Raw genomic sequence first — 22,518 nt, forward strand, 5'->3', positions numbered from 1 at the left:
TGCCGCCTTTCTTTGTACTTGTCCCCATGGAAGGGAAATGGAGGTTCTATTGCACTTTGTACAATAGAAGAACATTAAATCAGCCTGGAAATTGAATCTATTGTACATTGTACAGCAGAATTTCAGGTTTTCGCTGTTTTTTGCCCCTTTTCCCATAATCAACTGTATGAAATGCAATAGAATATCATTTTTCACAATTCTAAAGGAGTTCTATTGCACAAAGTACAATCAGCCAAACCCGCAACAATCCCCCGGTTGCCAATATGGAGAAAACAGCAGGTTCCCGCTTGTCTGCCGCTACATTCCGGCCTTATGCATCCGGTACTCGGAGGGCGTGCACAGGAACACTTTTTTGAATTGTCTGGAATAATAATTATGATCCCGGAACCCGCTGTCCATGGCCACCTGTGAGATGGTTAATCCGGCATTGCGCAGCAGTGTGCAGGAATACTCCAGCCGTTTGCGGATGACATAATCCATAGGTGTCGTATGGTAATTCCGGGTGAACACGCGGAGAAATTGGCGCTTCGACATATAAGCCAGATCTGCCAGAGACTGAAGTGAAATAGGCTGGAGGAAATGCTCTTCAATATAGGTAACCGCCTCACCGATCTGCAGCGCCCTGTTCTCCGTTCCGCCGCCATTCTGCCGGTAATATCGTGATAGTGTGCCGACAAGTGCGGTGAAATACGTGCGGATCATCAGCCGGTAGCCGTCAGACTGCCGGTCATACTCCTCCAGAATCCGGTCCAGCAGAACAGTAGCCTCTTCCAGCTGCGCGGGCTGCAAGGAGAGCATGCCTTTGAAGTACATCTCTTTGCGGAAGAACGGCTCCAGATAGAACAGCGCCTGAAACCCCGGCAGGAGCTTCAGCTCAGGCAGCTGCAGCAGCTGATCGGGATGGAACATCACATTGATGTACTCAATATTCTGCACATTTTTGTACCCATGTGAAATATCGCTGTGGATAAAAAACACCTGACCCGCCGATACGGGGTACTCCTTTCCTTCGATAATATGAATCGCGCTTCCCTCCAGGATGACCACCAGCTCCGAGAAATCATGGCAGTGAACATAATAATCCTGAGTCAGCGGGCATTTCTGAATGCGGAAAGTGAAGCCAGGCTCGAGTCCTAAATCCCGTGCATAGAGTTTATTTGTCATGTCGTTATTATGCTAAAGAAGGGCATGATCGTCAAGGAACTGTTCCGCCGTTTGCGTTAATCTTAAGAGGAAGATGACACACGGTTGGAGGGAATCTATGCAGCGATATTTATATAGAGCCGAATGCAGAGAGGGCTGCGACCCGGCTGCTTTTTTGGGCTCACAGGTGGAATGGCTTAATGAACGTATGGACTGGCTGGGTATTTCTTGGCTAAGCATCTTTCAAGACGGCCAGTGGCTATTTCTATATTACGAATGCAGCGGCAAAGAGGCTCAGCCGGAGCAGCTGTTCCCGCCCGCAGTGGAGATGCTCAAGGTCTGGCCGGGCGGGGATTACCCGCGGCTGTGGGTGCCGATGATGGACATTTTTCATTATCAGCAGCCGGTGTCCGGGCAGCATTGGAAGCGTAATCAAACTCCGGGGGCTCCCTACGGCAGGCTGGCAGTACTCAAGCCGGAGCAGGTCTCAAGCTATGTCTATTACCATTATCAATATCAGGAGGAGCGCCCGGGAGACGGTGACAAATACGGGATCATCGGTCTTCATGAGAACCTGCTGTTCTTTTATTCCGAGCTGCCCGCAACCGTGGAGCCCGCTCCCTATACGGGGAAACTCACAACGAATCTGCGTCCGGAGCAGTGGGGAGAGGTTATGGAGCCGCATTTTATCAAGTGGAAGAATGTAGGGCCGGATCAGGACATCTGGAAAAAGCTTACGCCTGTCCTAACGATCACGCTCCCGCAAAGGGGAAAAGGAGAATGAATATGCTGCGCACATCCATATGCCTGAACGGCGAATGGGATTTCATGCCGCTCTACGATCAGCCGCGCTGCCGCAGTCTTCCTGAGAGGCTGCAATATGAGGCGCGCAAGATACAGGTGCCTTCGAGCTGGCGCCACAGCTATAAGACGCCTTCGGGCAGCAAATTTGGAGAAGTACCGGACCATAACTTCGTGCCGTTTGATGTGTACGGCTACCCGGGAGAATGGGATGCGGCCGAGGCTGGGGTGCTGCACCGTTCTTTTCAGGTGCCGGAGACTATGCTGGGGCAGCGGATTGTGCTGCGCTTCGATGGAATCTTGCAGAAGGCAGCGGTGTATCTGGACCGCGAGCGGATTGCCGTCTGGGAGGACGGGTATCTGCCTTTGCGGCTGGATATCACCCGGATGGTGAAGCCCGGCCGGGAGCAGCAGTTACATGTAGTATGCGGAAGCTTCGACATGGCGGTAATTCCGTCCGGGGAGGAGAGAATCACCGGACTTGCCGGTTCGTGGTTCGGCAGGATCGCAAGGGGAATATGGCAGGATATCTTCCTCCAAGGCTACCCGCCAATATCGCTGGAGGATCTCACAATCCGTACCTCTGTCCGGCAGGGCATGCTGGAAGTGGAGGCACTAATGAGCACAGAGCCGGGTGGTCCTGCGATGGAAGCGCTGCAGGTGTTCCTGAAAGTCAGGGAACGGAAATCCGGTACCCTGACTGCGAAGGGTGCAGAGCCGCTGCCGGTGCTTGAAGCGGAAGCAGGAGTAAATGTTCTGCCTGCGCAGGCCGTAGAAGGACGGCAATTATGCTGGAACACCGGCAGCCGGGAGTGGGGCGGAGCATCATTTGCACTGCCTTGGCAGGGTGCCGAGCTGTGGAGTCCGGAGCATCCGTTCCTATATGAACTGGAGCTGGAGCTTCAGGCAGATGGGGAGGTCCTTGACCGGCGGACCGATGTATTCGGCTTCCGGGAGTTCTGGTGCGAAGGCCCGCAGTTCATGCTGAACGGGATTCCTGTTAACCTGCGGGGCGATTCCTGGCATTTCCAGGGTGCGGCGCAGCAGACAGAAGACTATATCCGCAATTGGTACCGAATGTGCAGACAGGCGGGCATCAACAGCATCCGGCTGCATGCCGAGCCGTATCCGGCTGATTATCTGCGGATTGCCGATGAGGAAGGAATGCTGATTGTCGATGAGACAGCCATCTACGGGTCCGGTAAAACTATGGATGCGGCCCACCCCGATTTCATCTCCAATTCCCGGGCGCATGTGCAGCGGCTGGTACAGCGGGATAAGAATCACCCATCCGTCATTCTGTGGAGCGTGCAGAACGAGATGCGCTGGGTGGACGGCCGGGATACCTACCAACAGCATATCCCGGGTCTGATGGAGCTGATGAGAGCCCTTGATTCCACCCGCCCGATTATGGTGGAAGGGGATAACCGGTTGGTCACCAAGCAAGGGACAGAGGTGGAGAGCCGCCATTACAACATTGACGGCACGATCGCGCAGTGGGACCGCAGCGTTCCGCTCACCTTCGGCGAGCATGGCGGCTGGTGGTACATCTGCCCGCAGAACAGCAGCATGTATATCGGACTGGACGCATACCGTGACTCAGATGCAAGTGCTGCCGGCTTAGCCCAGAAGGAAAGGCTGTTCGTGGAGTATGCACGCCGCCAAGGGGTCTCTGGCATCTCTACCTTCAACTTCGCCCATTATTTCATGCGGGCGATGCCGGAACGGAATATTCAGCTGCCGCCTGCCGACCTGAACACACCAGGCCCTAAGCCTGCGGTAATTCCGGCTTACTCCCTTTCCCTGAACAACGGGCTGCTGCCGGGGGAATATCCGGCATTCAAGGCCAATCCCGCTTTTGCCATTATGGCTGAAGCCTTCAAGCCGGTAACATTGATTGCCGCCGAATATAACCGCTGCTTCTTCGATGATGCGCCGGTCCGCCGCAGCTTCGATGTCTACAACGATACGCTGGCAGAACAGGAAGTAACTATTGAATGCACGGTCCGGCAAAGCGGACATGTGGTTCATAGCGAGACGTTCCGTTTCCGCCACGAGCCTGCCGCCCGCCGGAGCATCCGGCTGGAATGGATGCCGGAACCGGTCAATGGTGAAGGAGCAGGAGTGGGAGGGGATGAAGGCGTAGGCGTAGGAGCAAGAGCAGGAGATGGGGCAGAAGTAAGAGTAGGAGATGGGGAAGGAGCATCAGCAGGAGTAGCAGAAGCGGAAGCGGTGCTGTCTGCCCGGCTGTTCCATGGCATGGAGCTGAAGCATGAGCTTCTGTTAAGCTACCGGCTGTTGTCCGGGAGCTGCAAGACTGAGCCGGTAGAAGTAGCGCTTCCCGCTGCTTATCTAGGCTCTGACCGGGACTATGAGGCGATCCGCACCCTGGTGCCCGGCCTGGTCCGGTCAGAAGCGGAAGCGGTAGAGCAGCTTCGGGGCGGGACGCTGCTGATTGTCGGCAGCCGCATGCAGGACAAGGACGGGGCGCTGGACCGGAAGCTGAGAAGCTACGTGCAGCGGGGCGGCAGATTGCTGCTGCTGGAACAGCTTCACCTCTCTCCCGGCAGCCTGACGCTCAGCCGCAGGGAATTCATCCGTGCCCATGCAGGCGACTATGGGCATCCGGTGCTCCGGGGCCTTGGAGCAGAGGACCTCATGTACTGGCATGAGGGGCTGCGCGAGGACGGGCCGCTGCCGATTATCCGGGCAGCGTTCGAGAAGCCGGTGACCGGCGATTTCACCCTGCTGCTGGAATGCAGCGCGGGTGACTTTGGAGATGGCGGCGATCTGTGGTCGCCGCTGCTGGAGTACCGGAGCGGAGCGGGCATGTTCCTGGCGAATCAGCTGGAGATCATGGATCATCTCCAACGAATTCCCCAAGCCTGCCTGCTGCTGCGGAGCCTGCTCCAGTATGCGGGCCGCGCAGTCCACGCGGCCGCTGTACCGGAGCCCGCTGCGGTGTGGGTCCGCAGCGGCGGGGCGGCGGAAGCCTTGCTCTGCAAGCTCCGCCTGAAGGGCCAGAGGCTGGACAGCGCCGCAGGCTTGTCCAGCCTGAACCCCGGCCTCCTGGTGGTGGAGGCCGGATTGCTGCACGGACCGGGCGCGGCGGAAGCCGTCCGGCAGGCGGCAAGTGCAGGCAGCACAGTGCTGGTGCTGCCGGCAGAACCCGGCGGGCAGGAGGCGATTGCCCGCCTGCTGGACCGCCCCGTGCGTATTGCGCCGCACGGGACCTATCATCTGGCGGCGGACTATACGCACGCCGCCGTCCGCGGGATCAGCCCTGTCGACCTGTTCGGGTTCGACAAGGTGCATCTCTCGCCCCGGGACGTGGTCAACCGGGAGCTGGCCGGTCACAGGCTGGAGGTGCAAGGCGCGGAGGTGCTGTGCACCAGCGTGGAAGGCACAGCCTGGAAGGATTACTTCGCCGGACAGCATACGGCGGAATACAGCAGGCTGGCGCTGGTCGAGCTGAACCGCAGCAAGGCCTGTGCTCCCGGGGCTTTTGTGATCCGCCAGGCAGTCGGCGAGGGTGAGATTATCTGCTCGCAGTTGCTCACCGACCCGGGCAGTGACAAAAGCCTGAGGCTGTACACCCGCCTGCTGGGCAATCTGGGGGCCGACTTCGCGGATGAGCTGCTGCAGCTGGATAAAGGAGATGCGCAGTGGGCGGTGGAAGCCGCGATGACGCTGTTCTGTCCGCCGTATACCGATTATCAGGCCATGAAGGATTACTATACCGACCCGGAATTCTCCCTGAACAATCTGGGTGAAGGCCTGTATGGCTGGATGAAGAAAAAAGAACGGCGCGAAGACGGAACGCTGCTGATCCCGGCACCTGAGGGCCGTCCGCTGTTTCTGAGCTGTTTCGTGCATCTGCCTGCGCCCGTCTCCGGAAGCGGGGAACCTGCGGATATCCGAACCGGCAGGCTGCGGGTGAACTCAGAATGTGCTTACGAGATCTATATGAACGGTCAGCATGTGACTCAGCCGGAGCGGGAGATCATTTTGAGAAGAGGAGTCAACCGGCTGGTTGCCATCGTCCGGGGAGACCGGGAGGATATCTCTTTTGGCATGGTTTTCCTGAACCCGGATGGCACGTATATGAATGATTTGGAGTTCCGCATGACGATGGATGAGGTTGAGCCTAAGTGAGGAATAAGATTAAGCAATAAGTAATCCTATATGAAGAGGAGCCAGACTAATGACGAACCAACCGGGAACAATCACTCCGCCAGGCGACTCCGGCCGCACACAGAGTAACAAGGCTGCAAAACCGGCAGCCGGGGGCAGCGCGTTTGCCCGCGAGCAGGAGCTGGACCAGTATTTCACCTTCCGCGATGACGCGAAGGAGGTAGAGTTCAAGCGCCATGATATGCCGACCCCATGGCTGAACTATTTATCCAACGGCACCTTCCATACCATGCTGTCCCATGCGGGCGGCGGATTAGCCTTTTATAAATCTCCGCAGATCTGGCGGATTACACGCTACCGTTTCTTTCATCTGCCGACCGACCGCTCCGGCCCTTATATTTACCTGCAGGATGCCGGAACGGGCAGCTACTGGTGCCCTACCTATGAGCCGGCTTTTCAGAAGCCGCAGGAATGGAAGAGCAGCCACGGCATGGGGTATACCCGCTTTGAAGCCGCGCAGGATGAAGTTTCGGCAAAGACCGTTTACTTTGTCGGACCTTACGAGAACTCGCTGATCTGGAATTTGACGCTGACTAATAATAGTACCGAGGTCAAAGAACTGAATGTGTATGCCTACGCCGAGTTTGGCATGATGGAATTCATGCGCGAGCTGCAATGGCAATGCTACAACAAACATCAGGTGTCGGTGCAGTATCATGCCAAGGAAGCTCTTATCTACAAGTACGGAGTTGAGAATCAGCCCAAGCCGGATGAGACGCCGCTGGTCTATATGATGTCGGATGCGCCGCTGGCCGGTTATGACGGGGATCGTGAAGAGTTTATCGGCAGCTACCGCAGCGAATCCAATCCGGCTGCGATTGAGCAGGGTGGATGCACCGGCTCGACAATACTGGGCGGAGATCCTTGCGGAGCGCTTCAGGTTCAAGTGAGGCTGCAGCCCGGCGAGACCCGTACCCTGAACTTCTTCCTGGGGACGGCGATGACTGAGGCTGAGATCGAACAGGCCATCGGCCATTCCCGGGAGGCGGATTTCGTCACCCGTTCCTTTGCGGCGCTTAAGGAGAACTGGGACAGCTATCTGGGGGCCTGGAACTGTGAATTGCCGGATAAAGATGCACAGCGCATGATCAACATCTGGAATCCGTATCAGTCGCAGCGGAACTTTCTTTTCTCGCGCAATATTTCGTTCTATGCTACGGGAACATTCCGGGGAGTAGGCTACCGGGACACAGCTCAGGATATATTGGCCGTAGCTCCATTAGATCCGGAGGCGGCCAAAGACAAGGTCCGCCTGCTGCTTGGGCAGCAGTATCAGGACGGGCATGTGAATCATTACTTTTTCCCGAATGAGGGCTGGGACCCGGTGACCAGTATTCACTCGGATGACCACCTGTGGACGGCGCTGGCTGTATGGGATATTCTCGCAGAGACCGGCGATACCGGATTCCTGCAGGAGAGTCTGCCTTTCTATGATGGCGGTGAAGCGCCGCTGTATGATCATTTGAAGCGTGCGGTAGACTTCACCGTCTCCCGGCTGGGGCCGAACGGCTTCCCGCTGATGCTCCGCTCGGACTGGAATGACCAGCTGTTCCGCGTATGCCGCGAGGGCAGAGGAGAGAGCATCTGGACGGCGATGCAGTTCGGAACCGTGCTGCTTCGTATGAAGGATCTGGCGGCAGCAGCCGGTCATCTGGAGCATGCGGCGGACTATGACAGGCTGTACGAGGAGCAGAAGCGGCTGGTGAACACGCTCGGCTGGGACGGCCAATGGTTCCGGCGGGCAGTCATGGATGACGGGCGTTATCTGGGCACCGCTGAGCATGACGAAGCCCAGATTTGGCTTAACGCCCAGACCTGGGCGACCCTGTCCGGCATGGGAGAGCCTGATAAAGCGCTCCAGGCCATGGACAGTGTTCGCGACATTCTGGATACGCAGCTTGGCATTAAGAAGCTGCACCCGTCCATTACCAACTTCCCCGATCCCGCAGATCCGCTGACCAATTACAACAAGGGGACAGGAGAGAACGGGGCCGTCTTTTGCCACGCCAACACCTGGGCGATTATTGCAGAATGCATGCTGGGCAGAGGAGATCAAGCCTACAAATATTACCGCCAGCTGATTCCTAATATTGCGATGGAACAAGCCGGATTATGGCGCTATAAAGCGGAACCTTATGTCTATGCCTCCAACCTGTTCGGACCGGAATCCGACAGATTCGGGCTGGCGAATGTATCCTGGCTGACCGGAACTGCTGCGTGGATGTATATAGCCGCTACGCAGTATATTATGGGCATTAAGCCCGTTATTGGCGGACTGTCGGTTAACCCGTGCATCCCGTCTTCCTGGGAGGGCTTCTCTGTTTCCCGGAGATTCCGCGGCTGCTTGTATGAGATTACCGTGAAGAACGAGAGCAGTGTCTGCACAGGCGTCAAGGAAATCCGTGTTGACGGTGAATTGCTGGCAGGTACGGTAGTGCCTGTCTATCCGGATCGTAGCTCGGTGAAAGTGGAGGTTCTACTATAGTTGTAGGCAGAGCTTAATGCATACTCAAAAGTGTCCCGCCAGCTGCACCAGCAGAATTATGGCGGGGCATTTTTATATCCCTCGAAAAAGCAATTATCCTCAAATTCTCCGTCACGGGATGCTGCGGCGGCCGGAAAAAGTTGGATTTTCTCCACTTGCTGATGAACGAAGAGCGTCTGCTAAAACAGCAGTTGGATAAACAGCACTTAAATCGCTGCGTATGAGCTACATGAAGGTAAATGAACCGAATTAAATGCCTTTTTTCCAATTGCTTGCTTGAAATCACTCCATTCGTCCGAATTAAGATACGTTTTTCCACTTATATAAGCTGAACCTAAGAGTGATGGCCAGCCGATGGATGAACCCCTTGTTACCCGAAGGTTCCGCCCATGCAGCAAGTCAGATACTTAAGTTCACTCTATATAGCATCATATGGGCGGACTCTCATAACAGAACACAGCAGCCGGCTTATGCAAACTCCACACACCTTTCGCTCGCACTACCAACGCCATTCTCTGCAGCCTCCATAATTTCCGCAAACTCCTCCCAACCTCTCTCAACTTCTCTCAACTTCTCTAACATCCCCCAACAGGCGTGCGGGCTTTGCCCAAGGTGGAGGCCAACCCTCCCGAAATAACAGGCTTGTTTGTGGGTTTACTTTTCCGCCGGGCGTGATATAGTATAGCTATAAGTTGCACAGAGGAAATATAGTTGCATTATCGCAACAATGATTATCATTCTCATTTAACATGCTGTCCCGGCTAAGCCGGGGCAGCATGTGTCATTTTAAGGGTCTTAATAATGGCTCTCATTCTCAGTCGAGTCATAATGGTTCTCATTCTGATCTCATTCTCAGTCGGGTCATAATGGTTCTCATTCTGATCTCATTCTCAGTCGGGTCATAATGGTTCTCATTCTGCACTCATTCTCAGTCGAGTCATAATGGTTCTCATTATGGCTCTCATTCTCAAGTGTGCTCTTATACAAATACAATCAGGAAGGTGATTTATCATGCATTCAACCTCGAAAGAAATGCCTAAATCGATCGCGCGTCAAGGAGGCGCTAAGCAGCCGCGGACGCCGGAGCCGCGCCGCTTCGATCCGCTGGCTATGATCTCAAATGCCGAAATGCAGGCAGCGCTCGGAAGCGGGCTGATGATGCTGATCGCCTGGGCCGCCAGCGGCTGGTCTGAGACGATATCCGTTATTCTCTATGTGATCTCCTATTCAATAGGCGGCTGGATCAAGGCGAAGGAAGGCGTGGAGACGCTGGTCAAGGAACGCGATCTGGATGTCAATCTGCTGATGATTGCCGCGGCTCTCGGCGCAGCTTCCATCGGTTACTGGAATGAAGGCGCGATGCTAATCTTCATCTTCGCGCTGAGCGGCGCGCTGGAGAGTTACACGATGGAGCGCAGTAAGAAGGATATCTCCTCGCTGCTGGCGCTCAAACCTGCCACGGCAGTACGCATTGAGCAGGGGGCAATGAATGAGGTGGCGATTGATCTGCTGGCCATCGGAGATCTGCTGCTGGTCCGTCCCGGGGAGCTTATCCCAGCTGACGGCAAGGTATGCCGTGGGGAATCCTCCGTCAATCAGGCGTCCATTACTGGAGAATCGCTTCCCGTAGATAAGGCAGCCGGAAGTGAAGTGTTCGCCGGTACAGTCAATGGCGAAGGCCCGCTATATATTGAAGTTACCAAATCGGCAGAGAATACCTTGTTCGCCAAGATCATCCGGATGGTTGAAGAAGCAGAGAATGAGGTGCCGGATTCGCAGCGTTTTATCAAACGGCTGGAATCCGTCTATGCCCGCGTAGTAGTAGCCGCAACGGCCTTGTTGATCACTTTGCCGCCGTTTCTGCTGGACTGGAGCTGGAGTAATACCTTCTATAAAGCAATGGTCTTCCTGGTAGTGGCTTCTCCGTGTGCACTCGTATCCTCCATTATGCCGGCCATGCTGTCGGCCATCTCGAAGAGTGCGCGCAAAGGGATTCTCTTCAAAGGCGGTGTCCATCTGGAAAATATGGCACGCACCTCTGTAGTTGCTTTTGACAAAACAGGCACATTGACGGAAGGGGTTCCGCAGGTCACGGATTTCATCGCCGGAGAAGGGTATGGACGTGAAGAGCTGCTGGCCGTCAGTGCTTCGATTGAGAAGCTGTCCGGCCATCCGCTCGCGGAAGCCATTGTTGCGCTTGCTGAAGCCGAGCAGGTAGAGCTGCTCACCATCGAAGAGAGCAAATCGGTTACCGGCTGGGGCATTGAGGGGACCATTAACGGCCGCCTGTGGCGGATCGGCAAGTCCAATCTGCTGGATGAAGTGCACGGTACTGCACCGCAGGGGGATTCGGAATACTGGAGAGCGTTGCGCAGCGAGCTGGAGCAGGAAGGGAAGACAGTATCGCTGATTCTCGCCGGTGATACCATTGCCGGAATGATTGCGCTGCAGGATACCGTACGTTCCCAGGCGGAGACAGCCGTACGTAAGCTGCAGGAGCTGGGCATTAAGGTAGCGATGCTTACCGGGGACCGTGAGGCCACCGCACAGGTGATTGCCGGGAAGACCGGAGTGGACCTGGTATTCGCCGGTCTTTTGCCAGAAGATAAGGTATCGCATATCAAAGCGCTTCGTGAACAATACGGCCATGTGATTATGGTGGGTGACGGTGTTAATGATGCGCCTGCGCTGGCTACAGCAACAGTAGGTATGGGAATGGGCATGAAAGGCAGCGGAGCCGCGCTGGAGATTGCCGATGTGGTGCTGATGAACGATAATATCGAGGAGATTGCTTCTACGATTGCCCTGGCCCGCCGTACGCAGCGGATTGTGAAGCAGAATATGATTTTTGCTGTGGCCGTAATCGCCACACTGATGATCAGCAACTTTGTACAGGGGATTGCGTTGCCGTTTGGCGTGGTGGGCCATGAGGGCAGCACCATTCTTGTAATCCTTAACGGACTGCGTCTGTTGCGCTAAAAAAAGCCGGAAAGACCGTTTATCCGGCCCTGCCAAATATTTAATTGCTTAAAATTGAATTGTTCACAAAATAGGTGCGTTTTCACCGTGTCTGGCATATTGACAACTTCCCTTGAGATGATCATAATAAATACTACATTATAATAATTTTAATTAAGAAATGGCGTCTTTGCCGTCCATCTCAAGGAGGATATAATCATGTACAAATCAATTATTGTAGGTACTGGACCGGCCGGATTGACGGCTGCCATATACTTGGCCCGGGCGAACCTGAACCCGCTCGTTATCGAAGGTCCGCAGCCAGGCGGACAGCTTACAACTACAACAGAGATCGAGAACTTCCCAGGATTCCCGGAAGGCATTTTGGGTCCGGATCTGATGGACAATATGCGCAAGCAGGCTGAACGTTTCGGAGCACAGTTCGTTACCGGCTGGGTGAACAGTGTAGAGCTGGGCGAACGTCCGTTCAAGCTGAATGTTGAAGGCATGGGCACACTGGTTACAGATACATTGATTATTTCCACCGGCGCTACAGCGAAATATCTCGGGATTCCCGGGGAGCAGGATAATATCGGACGCGGTGTCAGCACTTGCGCAACCTGTGACGGATTCTTCTTCCGCGGCAAAGAAATCGTGGTTGTCGGCGGCGGTGATTCGGCGCTGGAGGAAGCGGGCTTCCTGACAAGATTCGCGTCAAAAGTAACCCTGGTGCACCGTCGCGAAGAGCTGCGGGCCTCCAAGATTATGCAGGATCGTGTACGCGACAATGCCAAAGTTACCTGGGGACTCAACCGTACGCCTGTTGAAGTTATTGCCGGAGACAAAGGTGTGACTGGCCTGAAGGTGATTAACAATGAGACCGGTGAAGAAGAATTCATTGAAGCCAGCGGTGTATTCGTAGCTGTCGGCCATCATCCCAATACTTCTTTCCTGGGCGGACAAATCACTACGGATGCTAACGGCTACATTGTGTCGAATCCCGGAACCTCTGAGACGAATATTCCCGGCGTGTTTGCTTGCGGTGACGTGCAGGATACCCGTTACAGACAAGCGATTACGGCTGCAGGCAGCGGCTGTATGGCGGCGATGGATGCCGAGAAATATATCGAGAGCCTGGAGCACAGCGCGGTTATTCTGTAAGATTCCATTTGGAATAGAAGGCACTCCGGTGCTACAATAGATCACAGATTCTTATACTTACAAATTAGGAGGAGATCATACTATGGAGAATGTAATTGTGTACACTTCAACCAATTGTCCGCATTGCCGTCAGGTGAAGAGCTTCCTGAACGATAAAGGTGTAGCCTACGAAGAGCGCAACATCGAGCAGAACGATGATTATGCGCAGCAGGTATGGGATATGGGCATGAGAGCTGTTCCTATTACGGTTATCGGTGAGTTCAAAATCGTCGGCATGAACAAAACCAAGTTCGACAAGGCTTTGGCTACGATTTAAGGAATAGCTGGCCGGACTTAAGGAGAATATATTAGCCGCTTCCCTCCGGAGGCGGTTTTTCGTTGTCCTGAACTTAGAGGAGAAGGGAAATTGTTAATCAGCTTAAAGAATTACTGGGACAGCGATGCGGTGAAGAGCCTGCTTGCAGAATGTATGTGGCCGGATGACCAGAGAGTTAACGGGGAGCTGGCCGGAATCACCGGAATCAGCTGCGCTGCTGCACATGAGGTGGAGATCAGACATCTGGCTGTACAGAAGAGTTGGCGCGGACGGACACTTGGCAGCAATATGATCGCAGAAATTGCCGGATGGGAGCAGGTAGAGCTGATCAGGGCAGATACGGATCAGGATGCGGTGGGCTTTTATAGCAAGGCAGGGTTTGAGATTCACAGTCTGGGAGAAAAATATCCGGGGATTGAGCGGTTTGAGTGTGTTCTGCGCACCCGGGGAACAACGGATATATCAAAAAGCAGTCATTGAATCCAGGCTGCTTTTTGTATTTCCTGCTAAAACAGATACATGAAGGGGATACAGGATACCGCTGTCTTGCAAGCATGAACCCCGTTTGGAGGCCGCTAGGCTAAGTATGAGTAAACGACATGACAATTTGAAAAACAGCATATACGGCAATACCGCTGCTAATAAGCATGAATCCGGATTTCTTCCTCGATTGGAACAGGCGCAGGACGCCAAGGCTGATGAGTGGGGCGATAACAAGCAGCAGCAGCAGCACGGTGATGAACATCTTCGCTGAAATATCTGACGTATCAACATAGGTCATAGACGCTCTCTCCATTTCAGAAAAAGGGGTATGGTGACAAATGTCACACGTATATCCTTATTATATAGGATTGCTATTCCTTTTAGTGCAGGAAATGCTGCTGCAAATGCGGCAATTTTACGAAAATATAAGAGCTTATATGTTTTACGTTGAAATGATCCTTCTATAGGGTTACCCGGATGTTGCCGAGAAAGTGCATGACTGCAGAAAAGCCTGCGCCAATCATCGTTCCGCGGCTGCCCAGCCTGGAGAAGGTGATCTCAAGCTGCTGCTTGTGGTAAGGAAGCGTACGCTCGGCTACTACCCGGCGCAGCGGCTCGCCCAGCCACGGTTCAGCTTCAGACAGAGCTCCCCCAATGACAATCAGCTCCGGATTGAAGCTGTTGATCAGATTAGTGACCCCGATGCCCAGATATTCCCCGATGGAGCTAAAGTGCTGCAGGGTATCCGGCTGCCCCTCCAGCGCATACGCCACCAGTTCGGTCGTGGTACGGGCAGGCAGGGAAAGGCCGGGATTATCGTACGTTTTCTCCGAAGCATAGAGCTCCCAGCAGCCCCGGCTGCCGCAGCTGCAGGGCTTGCCTTCCGCCTCAATCGTCATATGCCCGGTCTCCCCGGCGTATCCGCGTGCGCCCTTATACAACTCTCCGCCGATGATGATTCCGGACCCGATCCCCGAGCCTGCACTGATGTACAGCAGATGGCGCACATCCCGCGCCGCCCCGAAGTTCAGCTCCCCTTGTGCCCCGGCATTGGCTTCATTGTCAATGGTGACCGGAACCGCGAAGGCGCTTTCCAGAATCGACCGCAGATCGACCATTTCCCAGCCAAGGTTGGGCGCAAACAGCACGACTCCGTGTTCATCCACCATTCCCGGCACGCCGACTCCGATGCCGACGAGGCCATAGGGTGAAGGAGGCGCCTCGGCAATCAGCTCCGAGATCATCTGCTGCATCTGCCCCAGTACATAAGGGAAGTCGTGGGCTGCCAGCGCACAATCCCGTTCATGAAGAATGCCGCCTCCCAGATTGCAGAGCACGGCCTTAAGCTGTTTAACACGCAGTTCGATCCCGATAACGCTTCCGGCCATTTCGTTGAAATGCAGCATGAGCGGTTTGCGTCCCCCGCTGGATTCTCCGGGACCGGCTTCGGTAACCAGCTCCTGCCCGCAGAGCTCGGCGACTAGATTGGAGACCGTAGCTTTGTTAAGACCTGTCATCTCGGACACCTTGGCCCGGGAGACGGGGGACTGCATGCGGATCGTATGTAAAATAATCGATTTGTTAATTTTTTTGACCAGCGCCTGATCACCGGTAACTTTCAAGAAGCACACTTCCTTTTTTGAAATATAAGACGATCCGGCCTGCTGAGTACGGCACATAACAATGAGGAAGGCACTCAATCAGGGCAGAGCTTATAGGTTTCGGTTTTCCCGCATACGTAATGCAATAAGCCTTGAGGCAGCGTTTACGCGGAGAAGGTATGCCATTTAGTCTAGAATGAAGAGCGGCAAAAAGCAACTAGATTAACGTCCGGGGGAGGCGGGGGAATTACAGTTATACGCATAGGCTGCACTGCCGGAGGGTACTTTATGTTCAGCATCATATAGTGAAAATAAAGGGAGAAGAGAGTAGCTGCTCTGCCGGGACAGGATAAAAAACAGACAAAATAAAAGTTCTCAAAAACTTTGTTTAACCAATATACAAAGTCCGAAAGATGTGTTAAGATGTTGCTGTAAACGCTTGCGGGCGAAGCAAAATATCGAGGAGGATTTTACAAATGGCTTATTTTGAAACAGTGAGCAAGATCTCTTACGAGGGAAGCCGTTCCACTAACCCTTACGCATTCAAATTCTACAACCCTAAAGAAATCGTTGCCGGCAAAACTATGGAAGAGCACTTGAAATTTGCAATGGCATATTGGCATACATTAACCGCTGGCGGTTCCGATCCGTTCGGCGCTGAAACAGCAGTCCGCGCTTGGGACAAGCTGAGCACACTGGACAAGGCCAAGGCCCGTGCAGAAGCAGCATTTGAGTTCATGGAGAAGATGGATCTGCAGTACTACTGCTTCCATGATGTGGACATCGCTCCAGAAGGCGCGTCCCTGCGTGAGTTCTACAGCAACATCGATACAATCGTAGATATCCTTGAACAAGGCATGAAGGCTTCCGGCAAAAAATTGCTGTGGAACACGGCCAATATGTTCACCAACCCGCGCTACATGCACGGTGCAGGCTCCACTTGCAACGCTGATGTGTTCGCACACGCTGCTGCACAGGTGAAGAAAGGTCTGGAAGTGGGTAAACGTCTGGGCGCTGACAACTATGTATTCTGGGGCGGCCGTGAAGGCTACGAAACACTGCTGAATACAAATATGAGCCTTGAGCAAGACAACATTGCCCGTCTGTTCAGCATGGCTGTTGATTATGCTAAGGAAATCGGCTTCGAAGGCCAGTTCCTGATCGAGCCTAAACCGAAAGAGCCTACCAAACACCAATATGACTTCGATGCAGCAACCTGTATCGCATTCCTGCAGAAGTACAACCTGGATAAGCACTTCAAGCTGAACCTTGAAGCTAACCATGCTACACTGGCCGGCCATACCTTCGAGCATGAGCTGCACGTAGCACGTATCAACGGCATGCTGGGATCGCTTGATGCGAACCAGGGCGATCCATTGCTCGGCTGGGATACCGATGAATTCCCTGCAAGCATCTACGATTCTACTCTGACTCTGTACGAAGTACTAAAGAACGATGGTCTGGGCAAAGGCGGAATCAACTTTGACTCCAAAGTACGCCGTCCTTCCTTCGAGCCTGAGGATCTGTTCCTGGCACACATCTCCGGTATGGACATCTACGCTAAGGGCCTGAAGGTAGCTGCGAAGCTGCTGGAAGACGGCGTATTCGAGAACTTCATTGCTGAGCGTTACAGCAGCTTCAATGAAGGCATTGGCGCTGACATCGTATCCGGCAAAGCGACACTTGCTTCGCTTGCTGACTATGCGCTGAACAACGAGAACCCGCGTCCGAACAAGTCCGGACGCCAGGAATTGCTGAGAGCTACACTTAACCAGTACATCCTGACTGCTGAATAAGACTGTACCGGGTCTGCGGTGACTGCCGCAGATTCATCAGAGGATAAACGCAACGGGGGTTGCTGAAGAGAGCATTCTTCGGCAGCCCCCTTTTATTGGTGGAGAAAAGATGTGCACGGCGGAGAATGGCTGTATGGATGTATTTTGTGCAATGCACAGGCTTCAGTAAGAGGGTTAATGCTTCATATAATTAAGCAGATGCTTACGAAGCGAGTTTTGCTTGAAGTGAATTCAGGAAGCAGAAGCTCGCAAAACTTAAGATTATGCTTACGAGGCGAGTTATATTGCGGAGATGTTCCAATAGAAGTAATGCTTCATATAACTTTTAGGAGGATAACTATGAAATATGTAATCGGTGTCGATCTCGGAACCAGCGCAGTGAAGACTGTACTGGTAGATCCCCAGGGCAAAGTAGCGTTCGAGCACTCTGAGGCTTACCCGCTTAGCAGACCCCAGCCGAACTGGAGTGAGCAGAATCCCGAGGACTGGGTTAAAGGAACGATCGTCAGCCTGAAACGGCTGATGGAGGTATCCGGTGTAGATTCTTCGCAAGTCGATGGAATCAGCTTCTCCGGTCAAATGCATGGACTGGTGCTGGTTGACGGCGAAGGCAAGGCTCTGCGTCCGGCGATCCTGTGGAACGATACACGCACAACAGCCCAGTGCCGCAAGATTGAGAAGACGCTTGGCGGCAAGCTGATCGAAATTGCCAGAAACCGCGCGCTGGAAGGCTTCACGCTTCCGAAGATTCTATGGGTTCAAGAGAACGAGCCAGAGGTAATGTCGCAGGCTGAGCTGTTCCTGCTGCCGAAGGATTATGTGCGTTACCGCCTGACCGGTGACTATGCTATGGATTATTCAGACGCAGCCGGAACCCTGCTGCTCGACGTAGGCTCCAAGGAGTGGAGCCCGGAGATTGCCGAAGCCTTCGGTCTGCCGCTCTCTATCTGCCCTAGACTTGTGGAATCCTTCGAGCAGACCGGAACGCTGCTTCCGGAGATTGCCGAAGCTTCCGGATTGCTGCCTTCTACCAAGGTGTTCGCCGGTGGTGCAGACAATGCCTGCGGCGCACTCGGTGCCGGAATTCTGGGTGAAGGCCGGACGATGTGCAGCATCGGGACTTCCGGAGTCGTGTTGTCTTATGAGAGCAACAAGGATCTTAACCTCGAAGGCAAAGTCCATTTCTTCAATCACAGTGAGCAGGATGCCTTCTATATCATGGGCGTTACCCTGGCGGCGGGCCACAGTCTGACCTGGTTCAAGGAGACCTTTGCCGCCGAGAAGAGCTTCGACGAATTGCTTCACGGCGTTAATGATATCCCGGCCGGCAGCAGCGGCCTCTTGTTCACACCGTATATCAGCGGAGAACGTACACCGCATCCGGATGCGAACATCCGCGGCAGCTTCATCGGCATGGATTCCGGCCATACACTGCCCTACTTTACACGCGCTGTGCTGGAAGGCATCACCTTCTCGCTGCGTGAATCGATTGAGATTGTACGCGAATCCGGCAAAGAGATCACCGAGGTGGTGGCAATCGGCGGCGGCGCCAAGAATGAAGCCTGGCTGCAGATGCAGGCTGATATCTTCGGCGCTTCGATCATCAAGCTGGAGAGCGAGCAAGGTCCGGCGATGGGCGCGGCGATGCTGGCTGCTTACGGTGCCGGCTGGTTTGAATCGCTGGGAGCGTGCGCGGAAGCCTTCATCCGTCCGGCTGAAACCTACACTCCTAATGCAGAGCAGGCTGCAATCTACGACGGCATCTTCGCCTTGTACCAGGAAGTGTACAGCCAGACCCGCGGGCTGAATGAGAAGCTGGCTTTGTATCGTAAATAATTTAGTGTAAAATATAAACAATCACATAAAGAGTTAAATAACCACCTGTATAATTTTGAGTATTTAAAGACAATAAGAAGATGAGAGTGTGCAGTTACGCCGGAATCTCCATTGGAGATAGCTCTATTCAATTAATAAAGTTTTATATCCAGCACTTAATGTCTGCCATTCCTTTCAGGGTGGCAGCTGTTTTCTTTTTAAATAAGGGGGTGAACCCATATTGATCAAAGTACTGATTGTAGATGATGAGCCCAAGCTAAGAGAAGGGATGCGGACGCTGATTCCCTGGGAAGAAGAGGGCTATACCGTAGTGGCGACGGCGGCGAACGGATACGAAGCACTGGATAAGTTCAAGGCGCTCGCGCCCGGCCTTGTGATTGCAGATATCCGCATGCCCGGGATGGACGGTCTGGAACTGATCTCCGAGCTCCGCAAAGAGAGCCCTAACTGCCATGTGCTGATTCTTAGCGGCTATGCTGACTTTGAATATGCCAAACGGGCGATTGCCTACCATATCGACGGTTATTTGCTTAAGCCGGTCGATGAGGAGGAATTGATCACCTACCTGCAGGAGCTGCGTGAGAAGATAAGCCTGGAAGAACAGATAATCGAATGGCAGTCAGGGGAGCCGGCAAAGACCACCGAAGTGCTGCTGCGCGAGCTGCTGCAGCCGAAGGAAGGCGGAGAGGCCCCCGCAGAGGCTGCGGCTCAGCTGGGTCTCGAAGGATGCAGCTGCGAAGTGATATTGCTGGAATTGAAAGGGCTTAACAAAGGAGGAGACAGCCGTGAGGAACAGGTGAAGAGCCTGATGGAGCGGCATTGGCTGGAAGAGGAAGAGCGCGGCTTATTCTTCACGCTTCCCCCGTATATGGGGATTCTTTTGAAGGAACCGCTTGCAAATGACAGTGCCCGGGAGTCGCTATGGCAGGAGCTGCATTCGATTACAGCGAAGGAAGGACTGGAGTTTCAGGCGGCAGCAGGCGGTGCAGCAGGCAGCCCGGAAGAGGCGTTCCTGTCGTTCGCCACAGCACGTAGCCGGCTGGACGAGTCTTTTTTCGGGCAGAAGGACACGCTGCTAAGCGGGAAGCCGGATAACTGGAATGAACCCGTGAAGAGGACGGGAGAATTCGAGGAGGAGCCGGACCCGGAGCGGGATGTGGAGGTACAGCTGCTGCTTGCTGTTGAGGCCGGAAGCGGTGAGGTGGCCCGCGGGCTTATAGGGCAAATTGTCCGCCAGCTGGTTCATGCCCGGCGCGAAGAAGCTTATATCAAGGATAACCTGATGCGGATTGTCAGCAGTACCATTGCCCGCCTGGAGGCAGCGAATCCGGACATCCGTGCACTGATTGCCGGTCAAGCCTCGCCTATGGGTGAAATGTACAGCAGCGCTAACCTGCATGATGTGGAGCAGCTGGTATCAGCTTATATGGAGCAAATTTCCGGGCTGATCGGCAGCGGCGGGCGCGGAGATGAAATCAAGCGGATCACGGACCTGATCCAGCGCCGCTATAATGAGAATTTGAAGCTGGGCTCGCTTTCCGAAATTTTCAACTATAATAGCGCGTATCTGGGCAAGATGTTCAAGAATCAGGTGGGAGAACACTTCAACACGTATCTGGATAAAGTCAGAATTGAGAAAGCCAAGCAGTTCCTGACCCAAGGCATGAAGGTCTATGAGGTTGCAGAACGGGTCGGTTATATGAACTCCGATTATTTTAATGCCAAGTTCCGCAAATATGTCGGAGTGTCTCCGTCGGCCTACCGCAAAGAGAATTAATACCCCGGCTGCCGGGCAGGCCCGCGAGCAGTATGGGCGGTTAGAACTGTGAACTTGCCGAACGTTCAGCGTGAGGCTTATGATATACAGGCTGTTCCCTATCTGCAGAGGATAAGGGAGCAGCCTGTTTTCCATTGAACGGAAGGGGGAAGTGTTATTAAGAAGCTGGTGCGAATGATCAATAATATGAAGCTGAAATATAAGCTGATTTTTTTCTACATTATTGTCGTCATGATACCTGTGCTGATTGTTGGTATTATTCTTACAAGCTATTTTCGTGAGGGAGCCTTGAACAGAGCGATTGATCAGGCCACCAACAACGTGGAGAAGATCAAAAGCCAATTGTCCAGCAAGCTGCGTGTTCCTACGGATATTTCTAATCTGCTCTATTTTGACGAGGAGCTTGAGCGGCTGGTCACTACGCATTACCCGGATGCACTGGCGCTTACAAAGGCTTATTTGAGTTACACGGATATCCGAGTATTTGTTCTGCGGTACCGGGAAATTTCCAATATCCGTTTTTTCATTGATAATCCGAGCCTGGTGGATGATATGTCGATTGCACCATTGACTCCGGAGCTGGAGTCCAGAGCCTGGTACAAGAAGGCCATGCAGAGCGGAGAGATTTACTGGATGTACATTTCCGACAAGGAAAAATATTTCAACAGCCCCAAAGGAACGATCAACAAGCTCAGCCTGATCCGTCAGGTATACTACCGGGAATCCGGTAAATCCGGAATACTGATGGTACAGGTTTCTCAGGACGAACTGAATCAGATGCTCTACCAGGAGCCGTTTGATACGTTAATCATCGATGAGCAGGGTTATATTGTGTCGGCCAATGATCCGCAGCTTGTAGGCAGCACAGTCGATGATTTTGACATTGGCGTCGATGTGCAATTGCAGTCCAAGGGTGTGCTCAAAACCAGGGTGAAGGGCAAGGATTCTTACGTCATTATTGATGAAATGTCTCCTGAGCTGAGCAGCAGCAAGCTGAAGATTATCTCTATATTTGAAACGAAAAGCATTCTGAGCGATGCCAATAATGTCAGTAAGCTGGGCCTCCTGATCGTTATTGGGGTGTTGCTGGTTGCCCTTGTGTTTGTATACACCATCTCCCTGCTGACCACCAACCGTCTGCTGCGCCTGAGCCGCCAGCTGAATCAGGTAGCCCTTGGCAATCTGAATATCGTCTCCCGGATTGACGGCACGGATGAGATCGGCCAGCTGTCGCGGCAATTCAATTACATGGTGGCAAGTATTAACCGGCTGATCACCCAGGTTATTGAGAGCAACGAGAAGAACAGCGCTCTGGAGATCGCCCAGCGGGAGATCAAATTAAAGATGATGGCGAGCCAGATCCATCCGCATTTCCTATTCAACGCACTGGAATCGATCCGCATGAATGCGCATCTTAAGGGCGAGAAGGAGATTGCGAACATCGTCAGACTGCTTGGTAAGCTTATGCGCAAGAACCTCGAAGTTGGCCGCGAACGGGCACCGATCAAGGAAGAAGTAGAGATGATCCGTTCTTATCTGGAGATCCAGAAATTCCGGTATGAGGACAGGCTGGAGTATGAGATTAAGTTTGACCCTAGAACAGCTGAAGTTATGATCCCGCCGCTCATTATCCAGCCGCTCGTAGAGAATTCCGTAGTCCACGGGCTGGAGAATAAGCAAGGTACCGTTCATGTCAGCGTCAGTATAACCCTGGATGAGAATCAGGAGGTTCAGGTGCTTGTGACAGATGACGGCATCGGCATGATAGAGGAAAGGCTGTCCGAGATCGTAGATGTGATTAGCAAAGTGGAGGAAGAGGAACGGGGACGGATCGGCCTGCGCAATGTGCATCAGAGGCTGACTCTATATTACGGAGAGGAGCATGGGCTGAGAATTACAAGCCGATCAGGTGAAGGTACCGAGATAGCGTTTTCTATTCCCGTTGAAAGCGAGTTCAAGTCTTAAGC

General features: G+C 53.5%; 14 protein-coding genes. 11 read left to right on the forward strand and 3 right to left on the reverse strand.

Annotated features, from left to right (window positions below):
* Positions 1-297 precede the first annotated feature (297 nt).
* A complete protein-coding gene (locus tag MKZ24_RS09045; RefSeq protein WP_052416748.1) occupies positions 298-1,164 on the reverse strand; it encodes a helix-turn-helix domain-containing protein in 867 nt (288 codons plus the stop codon).
* A gap of 97 nt (positions 1,165-1,261) precedes the next feature.
* On the opposite strand from MKZ24_RS09045, the gene MKZ24_RS09050 reads away from it, so the two are divergent.
* The 7 genes from MKZ24_RS09050 to MKZ24_RS09080 all read left to right on the forward strand — a co-directional run bounded on the left by MKZ24_RS09050 (position 1,262) and on the right by MKZ24_RS09080 (position 13,538).
* On the forward strand, positions 1,262-1,927 hold the full coding sequence (locus MKZ24_RS09050) for a hypothetical protein (protein WP_042239761.1): 666 nt from the start codon (positions 1,262-1,264) through the stop codon (positions 1,925-1,927).
* Positions 1,924-6,099, forward strand: a complete 4,176-nt coding sequence (locus tag MKZ24_RS09055) for a glycoside hydrolase family 2 TIM barrel-domain containing protein (protein WP_340782255.1) — start codon at positions 1,924-1,926, stop codon at positions 6,097-6,099. Before MKZ24_RS09050 ends, MKZ24_RS09055 begins: the two co-directional genes overlap by 4 nt.
* 49 nt (positions 6,100-6,148) lie before the next feature.
* Positions 6,149-8,623, forward strand: a complete 2,475-nt coding sequence (locus tag MKZ24_RS09060) for a GH36-type glycosyl hydrolase domain-containing protein (protein ID WP_340782258.1) — start codon at positions 6,149-6,151, stop codon at positions 8,621-8,623.
* A 1,011-nt stretch (positions 8,624-9,634) separates the two neighbouring features.
* The gene (locus tag MKZ24_RS09065) at positions 9,635-11,602 is read left to right on the forward strand and encodes a heavy metal translocating P-type ATPase (RefSeq protein WP_042239758.1); all 1,968 of its coding nucleotides are present in this window, start codon (positions 9,635-9,637) and stop codon (positions 11,600-11,602) included.
* A gap of 198 nt (positions 11,603-11,800) precedes the next feature.
* A complete protein-coding gene (trxB, locus tag MKZ24_RS09070; RefSeq protein ID WP_042217706.1) occupies positions 11,801-12,742 on the forward strand; it encodes a thioredoxin-disulfide reductase in 942 nt (313 codons plus the stop codon).
* Positions 12,743-12,824: 82 nt separating this feature from the next.
* Positions 12,825-13,058, forward strand: coding sequence for a glutaredoxin family protein (locus MKZ24_RS09075; protein ID WP_039308604.1), 234 nt, complete (start codon positions 12,825-12,827; stop codon positions 13,056-13,058).
* Between the two features lie 90 nt (positions 13,059-13,148).
* Positions 13,149-13,538 carry a GNAT family N-acetyltransferase gene (locus MKZ24_RS09080; RefSeq protein ID WP_340782268.1) on the forward strand — a complete coding sequence of 130 codons (390 nt, stop codon included), beginning with the start codon at positions 13,149-13,151 and terminating at the stop codon, positions 13,536-13,538.
* Between the two features lie 100 nt (positions 13,539-13,638).
* Here the strand turns inward: MKZ24_RS09080 and MKZ24_RS09085 are convergent, their stop codons facing one another.
* Both MKZ24_RS09085 and MKZ24_RS09090 read right to left on the reverse strand, forming a co-directional pair.
* Positions 13,639-13,839 carry a hypothetical protein gene (locus tag MKZ24_RS09085; protein WP_042239753.1) on the reverse strand — a complete coding sequence of 67 codons (201 nt, stop codon included), beginning with the start codon at positions 13,837-13,839 and terminating at the stop codon, positions 13,639-13,641.
* A 163-nt stretch (positions 13,840-14,002) separates the two neighbouring features.
* Positions 14,003-15,163: an ROK family transcriptional regulator gene (locus MKZ24_RS09090; RefSeq protein ID WP_042239752.1), complete on the reverse strand. Its 1,161-nt coding sequence runs from the start codon at positions 15,161-15,163 to the stop codon at positions 14,003-14,005.
* 455 nt (positions 15,164-15,618) lie between these two features.
* Here MKZ24_RS09090 and xylA point away from each other — a divergent pair, with 455 nt between their 5' ends.
* The 4 genes from xylA (at position 15,619) to MKZ24_RS09110 (ending at position 22,516) form a co-directional block, all read left to right on the forward strand.
* Positions 15,619-16,938 carry a xylose isomerase gene (xylA, locus tag MKZ24_RS09095; RefSeq protein WP_042239750.1) on the forward strand — a complete coding sequence of 440 codons (1,320 nt, stop codon included), beginning with the start codon at positions 15,619-15,621 and terminating at the stop codon, positions 16,936-16,938.
* Positions 16,939-17,277: 339 nt separating this feature from the next.
* The gene (xylB, locus tag MKZ24_RS09100; RefSeq protein WP_042239748.1) at positions 17,278-18,774 is read left to right on the forward strand and encodes a xylulokinase; all 1,497 of its coding nucleotides are present in this window, start codon (positions 17,278-17,280) and stop codon (positions 18,772-18,774) included.
* A gap of 220 nt (positions 18,775-18,994) precedes the next feature.
* Entirely contained in the window at positions 18,995-20,551 is a 1,557-nt protein-coding gene (locus MKZ24_RS09105) for a response regulator transcription factor (RefSeq protein ID WP_042239747.1), read from the forward strand.
* Positions 20,552-20,725: 174 nt separating this feature from the next.
* Complete coding sequence (locus MKZ24_RS09110; protein ID WP_042239745.1) at positions 20,726-22,516, forward strand: sensor histidine kinase; 1,791 nt, start codon at positions 20,726-20,728, stop codon at positions 22,514-22,516.
* Positions 22,517-22,518: the final 2 nt, after the last annotated feature.

It is taken from the genome of Paenibacillus sp. FSL R7-0297 (assembly GCF_038009025.1).
In the GTDB taxonomy this organism is placed as follows: Bacteria; Bacillota; Bacilli; order Paenibacillales; family Paenibacillaceae; genus Paenibacillus_AQ.

Bases quoted from the DNA above. Each gene is read 5' to 3' on its own strand.
- MKZ24_RS09075 (WP_039308604.1), top strand. From the start codon at position 12,825: ATGGAGAATGTAATTGTGTACACTTCAACCAATTGTCCGCATTGCCGT.
- xylB (WP_042239748.1), top strand. From the start codon at position 17,278: ATGAAATATGTAATCGGTGTCGATCTCGGAACCAGCGCAGTGAAGACT.
- xylA (WP_042239750.1), top strand. From the start codon at position 15,619: ATGGCTTATTTTGAAACAGTGAGCAAGATCTCTTACGAGGGAAGCCGT.
- MKZ24_RS09045 (WP_052416748.1), bottom strand. From the start codon at position 1,164: ATGACAAATAAACTCTATGCACGGGATTTAGGACTCGAGCCTGGCTTC.
- MKZ24_RS09060 (WP_340782258.1), top strand. From the start codon at position 6,149: ATGACGAACCAACCGGGAACAATCACTCCGCCAGGCGACTCCGGCCGC.
- MKZ24_RS09050 (WP_042239761.1), top strand. From the start codon at position 1,262: ATGCAGCGATATTTATATAGAGCCGAATGCAGAGAGGGCTGCGACCCG.
- MKZ24_RS09085 (WP_042239753.1), bottom strand. From the start codon at position 13,839: ATGACCTATGTTGATACGTCAGATATTTCAGCGAAGATGTTCATCACC.
- MKZ24_RS09065 (WP_042239758.1), top strand. From the start codon at position 9,635: ATGCATTCAACCTCGAAAGAAATGCCTAAATCGATCGCGCGTCAAGGA.
- MKZ24_RS09055 (WP_340782255.1), top strand. From the start codon at position 1,924: ATGAATATGCTGCGCACATCCATATGCCTGAACGGCGAATGGGATTTC.
- trxB (WP_042217706.1), top strand. From the start codon at position 11,801: ATGTACAAATCAATTATTGTAGGTACTGGACCGGCCGGATTGACGGCT.
- MKZ24_RS09110 (WP_042239745.1), top strand. From the start codon at position 20,726: ATGATCAATAATATGAAGCTGAAATATAAGCTGATTTTTTTCTACATT.